The sequence below is a fragment of the Fictibacillus sp. S7 genome (assembly GCF_004127935.1).
GTDB lineage: Bacteria > Bacillota > Bacilli > Bacillales > Fictibacillaceae > Fictibacillus_C > Fictibacillus_C enclensis.
The window spans coordinates 1244688-1260897 of record NZ_QJKL01000001.1 but is presented as its reverse complement, the minus strand read 5'-3'; the positions used below and the strand labels follow the sequence as shown (position 1 = coordinate 1260897).

At 47.4% G+C, this 16210-nt stretch carries 14 protein-coding genes; 13 read left to right on the top strand and 1 reads right to left on the bottom strand.

From position 1 onward, the window contains the following. Positions 1–142: 142 nt before the first annotated feature. Genes DMO16_RS06360 through DMO16_RS06320 form a run of 9 tightly spaced genes read left to right on the top strand, consistent with a single transcriptional unit; the run spans position 143 to position 10362 of the window. Positions 143–1069: an aspartate carbamoyltransferase catalytic subunit gene (locus tag DMO16_RS06360; RefSeq protein ID WP_129476071.1), complete on the top strand. Its 927-nt coding sequence runs from the start codon at positions 143–145 to the stop codon at positions 1067–1069. Beyond that, positions 1044–2330, top strand: coding sequence for a dihydroorotase (locus tag DMO16_RS06355; RefSeq protein WP_129476068.1), 1287 nt, complete (start codon positions 1044–1046; stop codon positions 2328–2330). Before DMO16_RS06360 ends, DMO16_RS06355 begins: the two co-directional genes overlap by 26 nt. After that, complete coding sequence (locus DMO16_RS06350) at positions 2327–3430, top strand: carbamoyl phosphate synthase small subunit (protein ID WP_129476065.1); 1104 nt, start codon at positions 2327–2329, stop codon at positions 3428–3430. Before DMO16_RS06355 ends, DMO16_RS06350 begins: the two co-directional genes overlap by 4 nt. Next, positions 3415–6618 carry a carbamoyl-phosphate synthase large subunit gene (gene carB / locus DMO16_RS06345; RefSeq protein ID WP_129476062.1) on the top strand — a complete coding sequence of 1068 codons (3204 nt, stop codon included), beginning with the start codon at positions 3415–3417 and terminating at the stop codon, positions 6616–6618. Before DMO16_RS06350 ends, carB begins: the two co-directional genes overlap by 16 nt. After that, on the top strand, positions 6615–7388 hold the full coding sequence (locus tag DMO16_RS06340; protein ID WP_061969310.1) for a dihydroorotate dehydrogenase electron transfer subunit: 774 nt from the start codon (positions 6615–6617) through the stop codon (positions 7386–7388). Before carB ends, DMO16_RS06340 begins: the two co-directional genes overlap by 4 nt. Further along, the gene (locus DMO16_RS06335; RefSeq protein ID WP_061969312.1) at positions 7385–8323 is read left to right on the top strand and encodes a dihydroorotate dehydrogenase; all 939 of its coding nucleotides are present in this window, start codon (positions 7385–7387) and stop codon (positions 8321–8323) included. The genes DMO16_RS06340 and DMO16_RS06335 overlap by 4 nt, the downstream gene beginning before the upstream one ends. Next, the gene (gene pyrF, locus DMO16_RS06330; RefSeq protein ID WP_129476060.1) at positions 8296–9069 is read left to right on the top strand and encodes an orotidine-5'-phosphate decarboxylase; all 774 of its coding nucleotides are present in this window, start codon (positions 8296–8298) and stop codon (positions 9067–9069) included. Before DMO16_RS06335 ends, pyrF begins: the two co-directional genes overlap by 28 nt. Beyond that, positions 9050–9679, top strand: a complete 630-nt coding sequence (pyrE, locus tag DMO16_RS06325; RefSeq protein WP_061969316.1) for an orotate phosphoribosyltransferase — start codon at positions 9050–9052, stop codon at positions 9677–9679. The genes pyrF and pyrE overlap by 20 nt, the downstream gene beginning before the upstream one ends. A 35-nt stretch (positions 9680–9714) precedes the next feature. Then, positions 9715–10362: a class I SAM-dependent methyltransferase gene (locus DMO16_RS06320; RefSeq protein ID WP_240482283.1), complete on the top strand. Its 648-nt coding sequence runs from the start codon at positions 9715–9717 to the stop codon at positions 10360–10362. A 20-nt stretch (positions 10363–10382) separates the two neighbouring features. On the opposite strand, the gene DMO16_RS06315 is transcribed toward DMO16_RS06320, so the two are convergent. Further along, a complete protein-coding gene (locus DMO16_RS06315; RefSeq protein WP_129476057.1) occupies positions 10383–12086 on the bottom strand; it encodes an Rqc2 family fibronectin-binding protein in 1704 nt (567 codons plus the stop codon). Positions 12087–12181: 95 nt separating this feature from the next. On the opposite strand from DMO16_RS06315, the gene DMO16_RS06310 reads away from it, so the two are divergent. The 4 genes from DMO16_RS06310 (at position 12182) to rpoZ (ending at position 16168) form a co-directional block, all read left to right on the top strand. Continuing rightward, positions 12182–14848, top strand: coding sequence for a calcium-translocating P-type ATPase, SERCA-type (locus DMO16_RS06310; RefSeq protein WP_129476054.1), 2667 nt, complete (start codon positions 12182–12184; stop codon positions 14846–14848). Between the two features lie 223 nt (positions 14849–15071). Beyond that, entirely contained in the window at positions 15072–15335 is a 264-nt protein-coding gene (gene remA / locus DMO16_RS06305; protein ID WP_061971570.1) for an extracellular matrix/biofilm regulator RemA, read from the top strand. A 12-nt stretch (positions 15336–15347) separates the two neighbouring features. Further along, positions 15348–15962: a guanylate kinase gene (gene gmk / locus DMO16_RS06300; RefSeq protein WP_061969324.1), complete on the top strand. Its 615-nt coding sequence runs from the start codon at positions 15348–15350 to the stop codon at positions 15960–15962. A 2-nt stretch (positions 15963–15964) separates the two neighbouring features. Continuing rightward, entirely contained in the window at positions 15965–16168 is a 204-nt protein-coding gene (gene rpoZ, locus DMO16_RS06295) for a DNA-directed RNA polymerase subunit omega (RefSeq protein ID WP_061969326.1), read from the top strand. Positions 16169–16210 lie beyond the last annotated feature (42 nt).

Genomic DNA, 16210 nt, shown 5'->3' with positions numbered 1-16210 from the left:
CACCTTTTAACTAAGTACGAGAGACTTGAAAGGGTGAATCCGGTTTGGAAGAGGCAATGTAAGCTTCTTTCTGTCCGGCTGCACCCTGACAACTCAAGTCAGGGTGTTTTTTTATAAAAAAATGAAGATTGGAGCTGATCTCATGAAACATTTGCTTACAATAAATGACCTTTCTTTAATGGAAATTGAACAAATATTGCATGATGCCCAAGGTTTTTCCAAGGGCGAAAAATGGAACCCTGCTGAAAAAACCTTTGCCGCTAACTTGTTTTTTGAACCGAGCACAAGAACGCGAATGAGCTTTGAAGTGGCACAAAAGAAATTGGGATTTGAGGTATTAAACCTCGACTGCGGCTTTTCCAGCACTCAAAAAGGTGAAACCTTGTATGACACGGTCAGGACAATGGAGGAAATAGGAGCAAAGGCTGCCGTGATCCGCCACAGCAAAGACCGGTATTTTGAGGAACTGGCTGGAAAAGTAAACATTCCGATCATTAATGCAGGAGACGGATGTGGGAACCATCCGACACAGTCGTTACTTGATTTGCTAACCATCCAACAGGAATTTATCGTTCTTCAGGGATTGAAAGTAGTCATCGTTGGCGACATCCGGCACAGCCGGGTGGCAAGGTCCAACGCAGAAATCCTGCATAGGCTTGGCGCAAAGGTCTATTTTTCAGGGCCAAGAGAGTGGTACGATACATCGCTTGCAGAAGACCAGTACCTCTCAATGGATGAAGCTTGCGAGATGGCAGATGTGCTGATGATGCTCCGTATCCAGCATGAAAGACACGAATGTAAAAGCGGAATGACATCCGGGCAGTATCATGAGGCCTATGGTTTAACTCCAGCTCGTGAAAAAAGAATGAAGGATCAGGCAATCATCATGCATCCAGCCCCTGTGAACCGGGGCGTAGAGATTGCAGACGAACTGGTTGAATGCGAGAGATCAAGAATCTTCAAGCAGATGAACAATGGTGTAAACGTAAGAATGGCCGTTTTGAAATGGGCGCTTGAAACAAATTTAAAGGGGGAAACAGCAAATGGGTATCTTGTTAAAGGGTGGTAAGGTTTTAACCGGTGCAAATGAACAGAAGGACCTTGATATTTTGATAGAAGGCACAAACATTGCAGAGTTGGGGAACGGCCTGCGGGAAGAAGGCCATACCGTCATCGATGTGGCTGGCAAACTCATTACTCCTGGACTTGTTGATCTACATATTCATTTGCGGGAGCCTGGTGGTGAACAAAAGGAAACGATTGAAACAGGAACCAAAGCAGCCGCAAGAGGCGGGTTTACAACAGTCGCAGCAATGCCCAATACGAAGCCGGTGCCCGATAACGTTGAACAGCTTCAATGGGTCAACGAGCGGATCAAGGAAACTGGAGATGTCCGGGTGCTTCCGTATGCTTCGATTACTGTAAGACAGGCTGGAAAAGAAATGACAGACTTTGAAGGATTAAAAAATGCAGGAGCTTTTGCGTTTACTGATGATGGAGTGGGCGTACAGTCAGCAGATATGATGCTGCAGGCCATGCATCTGGCAAAGCAGAATGATGCGGTCATTGTGGCTCACTGTGAGGAAAATACACTCATCCATAAAGGCGCTGTGCATGAAGGTGTCTTTTCAGAAAAGCACGGTTTAAATGGCATCCCGTCGATATGTGAGGCGGTCCAGATTGCGCGTGATGTGCTTCTGGCAGAAGCGGCAGGCGCACGATATCATGTCTGCCATGTCAGCACCAAGGAATCGGTACGTGTGATAAAAGATGCAAAAGCGGCGGGTATCAAAGTGACAGCAGAAGTTACGCCCCATCATCTGTTGCTTTGTGATGAAGACATTCCCGGGCTCGATACCAATTACAAAATGAATCCTCCGCTCAGAAGCAAAGAGGACCGGCAGGCATTGATTGAGGCCTACCGAACCGGTGTCATAGATTTCCTGGCAACGGATCATGCACCACACACAAAGGAGGATAAAGACCAGGGGATGGAATTTGCGCCGTTTGGCATCGTGGGACTTGAAACAGCATTCCCGCTTCTGTACACCCACCTTGTTCAAAAAGGAGTTTTAACCCTGCAGGAATTGGTAGACGGATTTACAAGCAAACCGTCTGAAGCCTTTGAACTTTCCTTTGGAAAAATTGAAATTGGCGGAATTGCCGATCTGACCGTCATTGATCTAGAGCATGAAGAAAAAATCAATCCTGATAACTTCCTTTCAAAAGGAAAAAATACCCCGTTTGGCGGTTGGAACTGCAAAGGCTGGCCGGTTCTTACAATAGTGGAAGGCAGCATCAAGTATGAGAAGGAGAGTGTTCACGCATGAAAAGGAATCTTGTTTTAGAAGACGGTACTGTATTTGCCGGGACAGGCTTTGGCAGTCAAGAAGAAAGAGATGGCGAGGTTGTATTCAATACCGGAATGACAGGCTATCAGGAAATTTTATCCGACCCGTCTTACTGCGGCCAAATCGTAACTCTGACCTATCCCCTCATCGGTAACTATGGCGTAAACCGCCAGGATTTTGAATCGATTTCTCCCGCTGTCCACGGATTGATTGTGCATGAGGCGTGCTCAATGCCAAGCCACTATCAGTCGCTCGGAACGCTGGATGAACTGCTGAAAGCAAAGAACATTCCCGGACTCAAAGGGATTGATACAAGAAAACTGACACGTCTCATCCGTAAGCATGGAACACTGAAGGGCAAGCTGGTCGCAGGAGATGCTGACATTACAGCTGTAGTAGAAGAACTAAAGTCTTCACCGCTACGAACGGACCAGGTGAAAACAGTATCCACTCAAACGCCATATCATTTGCCGAATACAGGAAAACGAGTGGTGGTTGTAGATTATGGCGCAAAAAGCGGCATTTTGCGGGAATTGTCCCGCCGGAACTGCGATGTCATTGTGGTACCCCACAACACCACAGCTTCGGAAATTCTGCTTTTAAATCCGGATGGCATCTTGTTAAGCAATGGACCTGGGGACCCAAAGGATGTTCCCGAAGCACTTCCAATGATCAAAACTATTCTGGAGGAAAATATTCCGCTGTTTGGAATCTGCCTGGGGCACCAGCTGTTTGCACTGGCACACGGTGCGAATACGGAAAAACTCAAGTTCGGACACAGGGGGTCCAACCACCCGGTAAAGGATCTTGCAACCGGAAAAATAACAATGACGGCACAGAACCATGGGTATACCGTGCGGACGGAATCTCTTGCGCATACAGAGCTTGAACTGACACATGTTGCTGTAAATGACGGAACGGCTGAAGGGCTCGGGCATAAAACAAAGCCTGCGTTCTCTGTCCAATACCATCCGGAAGCATCACCTGGGCCAATGGATGCAAATCCGCTGTTTGAAAAGTTCATGAATATGATGGAAACTGCCAAGGAAAAGGGGAATCAACTATGCCTAAACGCTTAGATATTAAAAAAATACTAGTTATCGGATCCGGTCCTATCGTGATCGGACAAGCAGCAGAATTTGATTATGCCGGTACTCAGGCATGCCAGGCACTGAAGGAAGAAGGCTATGAGGTGATTCTGGTCAACTCCAACCCCGCTACTATCATGACGGATACTACGATGGCTGATAAAGTGTTTATCGAACCGCTTACGGTACCATTTGTCAGCCGAATCATCCGCCAGGAGCGCCCGGACGGTGTTCTTGCCACGCTTGGCGGGCAGACAGGACTTAACCTTGCCGTGGAACTATCCGAAAGCGGCATTCTTGAAGAATGCGGCGTGGAATTGTTGGGAACCACACTTGCCAGCATACAGCAGGCAGAGGATCGTGAACTTTTCAGAGGGCTGATGAATGAATTGAATGAGCCGGTTCCTGAAAGTGAAATCATTCGTAACCTGGATGAAGCAAAAGCCTTTACCGCAGAAATCGGATATCCAGTCATCATTCGACCGGCGTTCACTCTTGGTGGAACGGGCGGAGGAATTGCCAGCAATGAAGAAGAGCTGAACGAAATCGTTACAAGCGGTTTGCATGCAAGCCCGGTGCACCAAGTGCTGCTGGAAAAGAGCATTGCCGGTTTTAAAGAAATTGAATATGAAGTGATGCGTGACAGCAATGACACTTCCATCGTGGTTTGTAACATGGAAAACATCGATCCAGTTGGCATCCATACCGGTGATTCGATTGTCGTGGCACCAAGCCAGACACTGAGCGACAGAGATTATCAGCTTCTGAGAAACGCTTCCCTTAAAATCATCCGCGCCCTGAAGATTGAAGGTGGCTGTAACGTTCAATTGGCGCTAGATCCGGACAGCAGCAATTATTACATCATTGAAGTAAATCCAAGGGTGAGCCGGTCATCTGCGCTTGCTTCCAAAGCAACCGGGTATCCAATCGCCAAGATTGCCGCAAAAATTGCGGTGGGCTATACCCTGGATGAAATTAAAAATCCGGTAACAGGTTCCACTTATGCTAGCTTTGAACCGGCGCTTGATTATATCGTAACCAAAATTCCGCGCTGGCCATTTGACAAATTCGAAGGAGCCAACCGCAAACTTGGCACGCAAATGAAAGCCACAGGCGAAGTGATGGCGATTGGACGAAATCTGGAAGAATCCCTTTTAAAGGCGGTCCGGTCACTTGAAACCAAATGCTATCATCTTGAACTTGACCGGCCAAAGCAATCACGAGAAGAGCTGATTCCAGCTCTCACGGATGCCGATGATGAAAGAATCTTTCATGTGGCACAGGCGTTCAGAATGGGAATGACCGTACAGGAAATCTGGGAACTAACCAAAATTGATGTATTCTTCCTTGAAAAGATCAAGGGCATTATCGATCTCGAACAAAATCTGCGCAACAATGTAGGAGACATGAAGCTTCTCAAAACTGCAAAAGAAAAAGGGTTCAGCGATATTTGGCTTGCCAAGGCGTGGAACATGTCCGAGAAAGAAATGTATACCCTTCGTACAAATGAAGGAATCCGGCCGGTTTATAAAATGGTGGACACGTGCGCTGCCGAGTTTGAATCGGAAACACCATACTACTACGGCACCTATGCCGAGGAAAATGAATCCCTTCAGACGGAAAGAGAAAGTGTGCTGGTACTCGGTTCCGGCCCGATCCGCATCGGACAGGGAATTGAGTTTGACTATGCAACGGTGCATACGGTATGGGCGATTAAAGAAGCAGGCTATGAAGCGATTATTATCAACAATAACCCGGAAACCGTTTCTACGGATTTTAGCACATCAGACAAACTGTATTTTGAACCGCTGACGGTTGAAGATGTCATGCATGTGATTGACCAGGAAAAACCTAAAGGGGTCATCGTGCAATTTGGCGGGCAAACGGCGATTAACCTGGCAGAAGCTCTTCATGACCGCGGAGTGGCCATTTTAGGAACATCCCTCGACAGCATGGACCGTGCAGAAGACCGTGACCGGTTTGAACAGGCGATGCAGTCGCTGAATATTCCTCAGCCAGACGGAGCTACGGCCTTCTCGGTGAAAGAGGCCAAGCTGATTGCAGAAAGGATCGGCTATCCGGTTCTGGTGCGTCCTTCGTATGTACTGGGTGGAAGAGCCATGGAAATCGTTTATAAAGAAAAGGAACTTCTTCAGTACATGGAAAATGCTGTCAGGGTGAATCCGGAGCATCCGGTACTGATCGACCGGTATCTAGAAGGAAAAGAAGTGGAAGTTGACGCGATTTCTGATGGTAAAGATGTGTTTATTCCTGGCATCATGGAGCACATTGAGCGAGCTGGCGTCCACTCCGGCGACTCGATTGCCGTCTATCCGCCACAGCGTCTTACACCCGGGCAAAAAGAAAAGATCATTGACCGTACCATTTCAATGGCACGCGGACTGGGCATTGTCGGATTGTTGAACATTCAGTTTGTTCTGCACAAAGATGAAGTGTACGTATTAGAAGTAAACCCGCGTTCGAGCCGAACTGTGCCATTCTTAAGCAAAATCACAGGAATTCCGATGGCTAATCTTGCGACTAAAGTGATCCTGGGAACTCCACTGAGTGAAATGGGCTATTCTACTGGATATGCACCAGAACAAGAGGAAGTATTCGTTAAGGTGCCGGTTTTCTCCTTTGCGAAGCTGCGCAGAGTGGATACCTACCTGAGCCCGGAAATGAAATCAACCGGAGAGGTAATGGGAAGAGATACAACGCTGCAAAAAGCGCTTTACAAGGGCCTTGTAGCTTCGGGAATGAAAATACCAACCTATGGAACGGTGTTGTTCACAGTTGCTGACAAGGACAAGCCGGAGGCGCTGCGTCTCATGAAGCGTTTCTATGAGATTGGCTATACGATTATGGCCACGGAAGGTACTGCCAACTACCTGAAAGAACAACAGATCCCGGTCACAGTCGTTCATAAGATTGGCAGCAAGGAACGAAACCTCCTGGATGTCATCCGCCAGGGAGAAGCACAATTTGTGGTAAACACATTAACAAAAGGAAAAGTACCGGCGCGCGACGGTTTCCGCATCCGAAGGGAATCCTCTGAAAACGGAGTTGTTTGCCTGACAAGTCTTGACACAGCTGAAGCACTGCTTGGGGTGCTGGAGTCTCTTACCTTTACAGCGAGACAAATGCCGGCTTTTGAAAAGGATCGTGTTCTTGTATGAAAAAAGAATTCGTACAGGTGATTTCTCAAAAGGAAATCGCACATCAAATTTTTGAACTGAAAGTGCAGGGGGAAGTCATTGCCGAAATGACCTCTCCCGGTCAGTTTGTCCACCTACGGGTCAGTGACAGTTTTCAGCCGCTCCTGCGAAGGCCGATTTCCATCTGTGACGTTGATGTGGAAAGCAAGACATTAACGATGCTGTATCGCAAAGAAGGGGCTGGTACAGCGCTGCTCAGCCAAAAAAGAGAGGGAGAAACGGTCGATCTTCTCGGACCGCTTGGAAACGGTTTTCCTCTGGATACATTGTCTTCTGGACAAACGGCACTGCTTGTTGGCGGAGGAATCGGCGTTCCTCCGTTGTACTATCTGGCAAAACAGCTTAAGAGACGCGGTATGAATATTGTATCGGTATTAGGATTTCAGTCGGAGCAAGACGCGTTCTACAATGAAAAGTTCGCTGAGCAGGGGGAAGTTTTTATTTCCACAGTCGATGGATCGCTTGGAACCAAAGGGTTTGTCACTGATGTACTGAAAAATGAGGATATAAATTATGACCTGCTGTACTCGTGTGGGCCGACGGTTATGCTAAAAGCCCTGGAAGCGCAGATTCCGGATGCGAACGGATTCTTTTCTCTAGAAGAACGAATGGGCTGTGGCATTGGGGCATGTTTTGCCTGCGTCTGCCATGTAAATGGCGGAGCACCTTCGGACTATGTGAAAATCTGCAGCAATGGACCGGTATTTCCGATCGGGAGGGTGGCACTATGAAAAAACTGTCTGTAAGCTTGCCGGGATTAGAGATGAAAAATCCAATCATGCCCGCATCCGGCTGTTTCGGTTTTGGAAAAGAATATGCTGAGTTTTATGATCTGTCAGTGCTCGGGGCAGCGGCTATCAAAGCGGCAACACGGGAACCCAGGTTTGGCAATCCCACACCAAGGGTGGCAGAAACACACAGCGGAATGCTCAACGCCATCGGTCTGCAAAATCCTGGTGTGGACCAGATCATGGAAAACGAACTTCCGCATCTTCAATCGTATGACCTGCCCATTGTCGCCAATATCGCAGGATCAACCGAAGAAGATTATTGTGAAGTCGCCCGCAAGATTTCTCTGCATCCCCAGGTTTCAGTTCTGGAGCTGAACATCTCTTGTCCGAACGTAAAAGAAGGCGGAATTCAGTTTGGAACAGACGCGGCGACGGCAGCTGCGCTTACAAAGAAAGTAAAAGCTGTTTCAGCCAAGCCGGTTTATGTAAAGCTGTCACCAAACGTTTCAAATATTACGGAGATGGCGCTTGCCGTAGAAGAGGCTGGTGCAGATGGCCTTTCCATGATTAATACATTGCTCGGCATGCGAATTGACTTAAAAACACGCAAACCGGTGATTGCCAATAAAACCGGCGGCCTGTCCGGCCCTGCCATCAAACCGGTAGCCATCCGCATGATCCATGAAGTCAGCCAGGCGGTGTCCATTCCCATCATTGGCATGGGGGGAGTAAGCTCGGCTGAAGATGTGATTGAATTTATGCTTGCCGGCGCTTCTGCAGTGGCCATCGGTACTGCAAACTTTGTTGACCCTTATATTTGTCCGGAAATCATTTCCCAGTTGCCTGAGTTATTGGAAAAAATGAACGTTAACCATATCACTGAACTTATTGGAGGGAGCTGGAAGGAATGCGGAACCCCGTCATTATCGCGCTAGATTTTCCCGGAAAAAAGGAAGTCGAAGCATTTATTGATCCTTTTGTAAAACAAAAGGTTGATCCTTTTGTAAAACAAAAGGTCGATCCGGAAGAACAACAACAAATATGGGTTAAAGTTGGAATGGAATTGTACTACCAGGAAGGCCCCCAGCTCATCTCCTTTTTAAAAGAAAAAGGTTTCCGTATTTTCCTTGATCTAAAGCTTCATGACATCCCGACGACTGTTCAAAAAGCGATGAACCGCATTGCAGGGCTTGGTGTGGATATGGTCAATGTGCATGCGGCAGGAGGCACCGAAATGATGAAACGGGCCATTGAGGGGCTTAATTCGGGAAGCCCTGGGGCTAGGCGGCCATTGTGCATCGCGGTCACTCAGTTGACCAGCACCTCACAGGAAATGCTGCAAAGTGAGCTTTTGATCAAGGAATCGATGGAATCCACGGTAAGCCATTATGCTAATCTGGCTAAAGAAAGCGGGCTTGACGGAGTCGTTTGTTCGCCGCTGGAAGTGCCTCACATGAAGGCTGTCTGTGGTGAAGACTTTTTAGCGGTAACACCGGGAATCCGTCTCTCAGGCGACAATAAGAATGATCAGATCAGAACAGCTGATCCTGCTGGGGCAAAAAAGCTGGGATCAGATTTTATTGTGGTCGGCAGAAGCATTACCGGATCAGTCGATCCATTAGAAACTTACATGACGATACAAAAAGAATGGGGGATTTTTCATGAAACAACAAATTGCTAAAGACTTGCTTTCCATCAAAGCGGTCACACTTTCTGTCGAAGAGCCGTATACCTGGTCGTCAGGACTTCGGTCTCCCATTTATTGTGATAACCGTTTAACCTTGTCTCACCCGGAAGTCCGCAATCATATTGCAGAAGGACTGGAAAACCTCGTACTTGAACACTTTCCACAGGCGGAAATGATTTCTGGAACGGCAACCGCTGGCATTCCGCATGCGGCATTGCTTGCAGACAGGCTGAATCTTCCGATGAGCTATGTAAGAAGCAGTGCAAAATCCCATGGTAAAGGCAAACAAATTGAAGGAAAAGCGGAGCCGGGAATGAATGTGGTAGTTGTGGAAGATTTGATTTCAACGGGTGGAAGCGTCATTACGGCGGTAAACGCGTTAAGAGAAGCAGGCTGCAACGTCCTCGGAGTGGTCGCCGTGTTCTCCTATGAACTTTCAAAAGGCGCCGCCAATCTGAAAGAGCATGAAATAAGGGTGCAAACTCTAACCGATTTTAGTACATTAATAGAAACGGCCTCACAAGAAGGCTATATTACAAAGGATAACCTATCGCACTTGCTGCAGTGGAAAGAAGATCCGGAAAACTGGCTGCAGAAGGCGTAACGGTAAAATGGAAGGAGCGCTTCTGATTGAGAAAAATGAATGGGGAAGAATTTGATGAACTGGTTTCTTTTTTTGACAGTATGGCCAGAACGGAGTGGCTTTCAGGGGTTCACGATACACTTAAAGAAAAAACAGGTTCCTGGGAGAGCAAAAACGTGCTAGATGTGGGCTGCGGGACGGGAAGACTGCTGCTCCGGGGAGCAGATGAAGCCGCAAAGCTGACGGGAATCGACCTTTCCTCCGAAATGGTAAAAGCCAGTATTCAGAATTTCTTTTTTCACAATCGAAGCGAAAAGAGCGAATTTGTGGTGGGGGATGCCTGTGATCTGCCCTTTGATGATGCATCCTTCGATTTGACGCTATCGACGTGTGTCATGTTTTTGCTTCCTGAACCTGAACTGGGAATCAAAGAAATGATTCGTGTTTTGAAGTCCGGTGGGACGATCGGGATGCTGAATCCGTCAGAAAAGATGAACCAAAAAGAAGCGTTCCAGTATTGCAAAGACCACCAGATCTGCGGGTTTGAACAAACGGCCATGCTGAAATGGGCCAATGTATCAACAAGAAGGCACCGTTACTCCTCCCGTGAGCTCACTGCTCTCCTGGAGAAGAATGGCCTTTCTGATGTGGAGCATCATGAAGTGCTGGCCGGTCTGGCTATCGTCACCATCGCAAAAAAATAGCCGGGAGCTTATGCTCCCGGCTATTTTTTTAATTTCATGAGTTGATCCTGATCCGGTGTCACATATAACGTTTGCTGCTGATCATAAATGACAAAGCCCGGCTTGGCACCTGACGGCTTTTTCACATGCCGTATGAGCGTGTAATCAACTGGGACAGAACCGGAATTTTTGGCTTTGCTGAAATAAGCAGCGAGTCCGGCAGCTTCAAGAAGAGTCGTCTCACTTACATCCTCAGCCTTTATGACCACATGGGATCCTGGAATATCCTTCGTGTGGAGCCATGTTTCATTCTGGCGGGAGGCTTTAAATGTCAAATAATCATTTTGCTTATTATTCTTGCCAACAAGAATGGTTGTTCCATCCGAGGATTGATAAGTTTCAAGGACTGGCTTGTCGTTTTTTTTGGATTTTTGAACTTTTCTTCTTCTAACATATCCCTGTTCCTCAAGTTCCTCACGAATGCCGGCCACGTCCCTTACGGAGGCTGATTCCATTTGCTGGATCAGACTTTCAAAATAGGCCAGCTCATCATACGTCTTCTCCAACTGCTCCTCAATATAAGCTACAGAGCTTTTGAGTTTGTTATATTTTTTAAAATACTGTTGAGCATTTTCCGACGGGCCTTTTTGCGGATCCAGCGGAATGGTAATCATCGGCTGATCTTCTTCGTAATAGTTTGCGACTTCAATCTCCTTTTGGCCTTTTTTTACCATATAAAGATGGGCGGTCAACAGTTCACCCAGAACCTTGAACCTGTCCGCTTTCTCGGTATCCGCAAGCGATGCGTTGAGCTTCTTCACCTTTTTGCCGAGCTTGTTATATTCGTTGTGCAGAAGCTTTTCAAGATCGGCAGCCTGTTGTTTCACTCTGTCCCGCTCTGCTTTGCCATAATAAAAACGGTCGAGCAGCTCTCCTGTGGATGAAAACTCCTTTTTCTCGCCATCTAGATGGGTAAGGGCCACCACGGAAAAATACTCTTTTCCCAGTGATACAACCATTTGCGGGTAGTAGTTGTGGTGATTCACTTCCTCCATCATCTTGATAAAGGCATCGGAAAGAGCTTCTTTTGTTGATAATCCCGCACGGTGAATGATTTCCTTGCCAAGAAGGGGGGACAGTCCGCTGTACAGCTGGACGATCTGCCGGTCAATTTTGCCTTCGTTCCACTGGATTTTCCGGGTGAAACCCTCGGATGTTTCCGTGAGAGGAGAATGTTTTTCCTGTGGGGGCGGGGCAATATATTTCTGCCCGGGCAGCAGAGTGCGGTACCGGTTCAGAGAAGGCGGTATATGCTTGATGCAGTCCGAAATCAATCCTGTTTTGTCATCTACAAGAATGACGTTGCTGTGCCTGCCCATGATTTCGATAATGAGCGTTTTATAGGCGATATCACCAATTTCGTCCCTGTTTTTTACTTTAATATGAATAATCCGTTCCAGATCCACCTGTTCGATCGATTCGATCACTGATCCTTCCATATGCTTTCTAAGCAGCATGCAGAACATAGGAGGGATGGCGGGATTGTCATAGGATTGTTCCGTCAATTGAACCCTGCTGAAGGAGGGATTGGCGGAGACCAGCAGCTTATGATTTCTTCCGCCGGCTCTTACGGTAAACAGCAAATCGGTTTTATCAGGCTGATAGATTTTTGTGATTTTACCGGATTGAAGTTTATTCTTGATTTCGTGGGAAACTGCGCGTGTTGCAATTCCGTCAAAACTCATAATCTCACCTCTGTTTCTCTCCATAATAGTATAGCATTATTGCGGACATGCCTGCATATAAATGGCTATATACGTTACAAGGCAGAGGTGGAGAAATGAATTGGTATGAACTTTCGAAGGAAGAGGTTGAACGGTTGACCGGGAGCAATCTGGAAACCGGGCTGAGCGAAAAGGATAGTCAGAGGAAGCTCAAGACGGCAGGCTATAACCAGTTGCAGGAAGGGAAAAAGCCGTCCGCACTTCTCGTTTTCTTTGCTCAGTTTAAAGATTTTATGGTTCTTGTGCTGCTGGCAGCCACGCTCCTTTCAGGATTGCTTGGGGAGTATTTGGATGCCATCGCGATTATCCTCATTGTTATCATGAACGGGATTTTGGGATTCATTCAGGAACGGAAGGCGGAAAAGTCGCTCAGTGCTCTTCGGGAATTATCGGCACCTTCCGCCATGGTTATGAGGAACGGCAGTTGGAGCCCAATTTCGGCGAAAGAACTGGTGCCTGGAGATCTCGTGAGATTGTCAGCGGGAGACAGGGTGGGTGCGGACATCCGGATGATTTCAGCCAAAGGATTATATATTGAGGAATCGGCGCTGACAGGTGAGTCTATTCCAGTTCAAAAAAAACCGGAAGCCATCCAGGGCACCGGTCTCGCGCTTGGCGACCAAAGCAATATGGCTTTTATGGGCACCATGGCTACACGCGGCAGCGGGACAGGCATTGTGATTGCAACAGGCATGAACACGGAAATGGGGAAAATTGCCCATTTGATTCAAAATGCAGATGCGCTTGCCACCCCTTTGCAATTGAAGCTCGAGCAGCTTGGAAAAGTTTTGATCGGACTTGCCCTGCTTCTGACAGTTCTGGTTGTCTTGACCGGTGTTTACAGAGGACATGATTTATACAGCATGGTGCTTGCAGGAGTATCACTGGCCGTTGCCGCTATTCCCGAAGGCTTGCCAGCCATCGTCACGATTGCGCTTGCCCTTGGCGTACAGAAAATGATCAAGCGGAGAGCCATTGTCCGCAAGCTTCCATCCGTGGAAACATTGGGCTGCGCAACGGTAATCTGCTCGGATAAGACCGGTACACTTACACAAAACAAGATGACAGTTACTCATTTGTGGAGTGAGGGTATAACATGGAACGTAACAGGAAGCGGCTATGATACAGAAGGAGATTTTTTAAGAAACGGACAAAAAACAAAAGTGGATCAGCATGATGGGCTGCTTCAGCTGCTTTCATACGGGGTCATCTGCAACAACGCGGAGCTACAGGACAGCGGGAGAATCATGGGTGACCCAACAGAAGCTGCTTTACTGATCAGTGCGGCCAAGGCCGGATTGGCCAAAGAAACGATGCTCGATGCACTTGAAATAATAGACGAAGTTCCCTTTGATTCCACAAGAAAAATGATGAGTGTAATTGTGAGGAATACTAACGGGGAAACGTTTTTAATCGCTAAAGGAGCACCTGATGTATTGCTCGAGAAAAGTGACTATGTGCTTTGGGATGGCCGGCGCCAGCTACTGAAACAAAATCATACCGAACAGGTTAAAGAAGCGATCATGGGCCTTGGCAGCCAGGCGCTCCGGACCATCGCGGTTGCTTATAAACCGATCCTGGGCAAGGACGGCCCCGTGTCCGGTTCATCCTATGAAAATCATCTGACATTTGTCGGGCTGCAAGGAATGATTGACCCGCCGAGAGAGGAAGTGAAAGAGAGCATTGAACGGTGCCATGAGGCGGGTATCAAGACGGTCATGATTACAGGAGATCACGCGGTGACGGCGAGTGCCATTGCAAGACAGCTTAACATTCTTCCCTCCGGAGGAAAAGTCGTTGACGGTGCGGCACTGTCGCTCATGTCTGAGGATGATCTCGTCCGGGAAGCAGAAAACATTTATGTTTACGCCCGCGTTTCTCCGGAACACAAGCTCAAAATCGTGAAAGCACTCCAAAAAAGAGGGCACATTGTGGCAATGACCGGCGATGGAGTCAATGATGCACCTGCGATTAAATCTGCCAATATCGGCATCGCGATGGGAATCACCGGAACGGACGTCGCCAAAGAAGCATCCTCTCTTGTATTGAGCGATGACAATTTTGCAACGATCCGTGCAGCGATCGAAGAAGGCAGAAACATCTATGAAAATATCAGGAAGTTCATCCGCTACCTCCTGGCTTCCAATGTCGGAGAAATTCTTGTGATGCTGTTTGCCATGATACTTTCCATGCCAATGCCGCTCGTTCCCATTCAGATTCTTTGGGTCAATCTCGTGACAGACGGCTTGCCTGCGATGGCACTCGGCATTGATCCGGCGGAGGATAATGTCATGAAGCGGGCGCCAAGAAAACCAAACGAAGGGGTTTTTTCAAGGGGCTTGGGCTGGAAGATTATTTCCCGTGGGTTCATGATTGGCGCAGTCACCATACTGGCATTTTGGACGGCGTTGAACGAGCATCCGGATCAGCTTATGAAAGCCCAGACCGTGGCTTTTTGTACGCTCGTTATGGCCCAGCTCATTCATGTGTTTGACTGCCGGAGCGAGCGGTCGGTGCTTCACCGGAATCCGTTTGGCAACATGGCCCTTGTGCTGGCTGTGCTGTCCTCTGTCGCCCTTCTTCTTGTCGTCATGTATATCGGGCCGCTACAGGGGATTTTTCACACGGTACCATTGTCGTTCCGTGATTGGCTTCTTGTCATGGGAATGGCGGCCATACCCACTTTTGCCCTTACAGGGTTTCAAGCTTTCAAAAAACTGTAGGCAAAGAGCTGAAAGTGATAAGAACAGTAAACCTGTTTTTATCACTTTTTTTGGTTCTGGCTTGTGTACAAAGCTAAAATTGTTTAGAATAACGAAGGAATATGCTAAAATGATATAAATGTGCTGGGTACGGACATATCCATACATGTAATTAATTTGTACATAAATGATTATGATCTTGCTCGTTCTGGCTAGAATAGAACTACCAACGTTAGGAGCGGTTATATACATGAAGTTAATAAATATTGGTTATGGAAACATTGTTGCAGCACACCGAATCATATCCGTTGTCAGTCCGGAATCAGCACCGATCAAGCGCCTTATTACGATGGCGAGGGACGGAAACATGCTTATTGACGCCACTTACGGCAGGCGGACGAGAGCAGTTATCATTACCGACAGTGATCACGTTGTCCTTTCTGCTGTCCAGCCTGAAACAGTGGCACAGCGGCTGCTCTCAATTGAAGAGGGAACGGAAGAAAATTAGGTGGAGGTAAGTATGGATACAGAACGGGGCATTTTGTTTGTGCTCTCAGGACCTTCCGGTGTCGGCAAGGGAACTGTTTGCAAAGCATTGCGTGCGCAAAAACTGGATATCCAATATTCGGTTTCAGCGACTACCCGCACTCCGCGCGCCGGAGAAGTTCACGGGGTAGATTATTTTTTCAAAACTAAAGAAGAATTTCAACACATGATTGAAAATAATGAGCTTCTTGAGTGGGCAGAATATGTTGGCAATTTTTACGGTACACCAATCGAGTATGTGAATCAGACACTTGATGAGGGCCGGGATGTTATTTTGGAAATTGAAGTCCAGGGGGCACTGCAGGTGAGAAAGACGTTCCCTGAGGGTGTATTTATCTTCCTGACACCGCCAAGCCTTGAAGAATTGCGAAGCCGCATTGTGGGCAGGGGCACAGAAACCGAGGACCTAATTAACAACCGGATGACCGTTGCAAGGGAAGAAATCGAAATGATGCAGCACTACGATTATTCGGTAGTCAATGATGAAATCAGCAGTGCCTGCAGCAGGATCCGGTCCATCATTACGTCAGAACACTGTAAAGTGGACCGGGTCACGAACCGCTATAAAAAATTACTGGGAGATGAATAACTATGCTTTATCCTTCAATTGATGCCCTCATGGACAAAATCGATTCAAAATACTCACTGGTCACTCTTTCTTCGAAACGGGCAAGAGAGATCCAAAGAAGCAATAACGGAATTGTTGAAAAGCCGGTTTCCCATAAATATGTTGGAAAAGCGCTTGAAGAAATTTACGCTGGTTATCTAACGTCCAAAAAGACTGACTCGGAATGAGAACAATAACAACCTATGAGAATAGGTTGTTATTTTTTTCAG

What these genes read in the sequence shown, in the direction of transcription:
- DMO16_RS06360 (WP_129476071.1), top strand. Translation starts at nt 143, where the DNA reads ATGAAACATTTGCTTACAATAAATGACCTTTCTTTAATGGAAATTGAA.
- DMO16_RS06355 (WP_129476068.1), top strand. Translation starts at nt 1,044, where the DNA reads ATGGGTATCTTGTTAAAGGGTGGTAAGGTTTTAACCGGTGCAAATGAA.
- DMO16_RS06350 (WP_129476065.1), top strand. Translation starts at nt 2,327, where the DNA reads ATGAAAAGGAATCTTGTTTTAGAAGACGGTACTGTATTTGCCGGGACA.
- carB (WP_129476062.1), top strand. Translation starts at nt 3,415, where the DNA reads ATGCCTAAACGCTTAGATATTAAAAAAATACTAGTTATCGGATCCGGT.
- DMO16_RS06340 (WP_061969310.1), top strand. Translation starts at nt 6,615, where the DNA reads ATGAAAAAAGAATTCGTACAGGTGATTTCTCAAAAGGAAATCGCACAT.
- DMO16_RS06335 (WP_061969312.1), top strand. Translation starts at nt 7,385, where the DNA reads ATGAAAAAACTGTCTGTAAGCTTGCCGGGATTAGAGATGAAAAATCCA.
- pyrF (WP_129476060.1), top strand. Translation starts at nt 8,296, where the DNA reads ATGCGGAACCCCGTCATTATCGCGCTAGATTTTCCCGGAAAAAAGGAA.
- pyrE (WP_061969316.1), top strand. Translation starts at nt 9,050, where the DNA reads ATGAAACAACAAATTGCTAAAGACTTGCTTTCCATCAAAGCGGTCACA.
- DMO16_RS06320 (WP_240482283.1), top strand. Translation starts at nt 9,715, where the DNA reads ATGAATGGGGAAGAATTTGATGAACTGGTTTCTTTTTTTGACAGTATG.
- DMO16_RS06315 (WP_129476057.1), bottom strand. Translation starts at nt 12,086, where the DNA reads ATGAGTTTTGACGGAATTGCAACACGCGCAGTTTCCCACGAAATCAAG.
- DMO16_RS06310 (WP_129476054.1), top strand. Translation starts at nt 12,182, where the DNA reads ATGAATTGGTATGAACTTTCGAAGGAAGAGGTTGAACGGTTGACCGGG.
- gmk (WP_061969324.1), top strand. Translation starts at nt 15,348, where the DNA reads ATGGATACAGAACGGGGCATTTTGTTTGTGCTCTCAGGACCTTCCGGT.
- rpoZ (WP_061969326.1), top strand. Translation starts at nt 15,965, where the DNA reads ATGCTTTATCCTTCAATTGATGCCCTCATGGACAAAATCGATTCAAAA.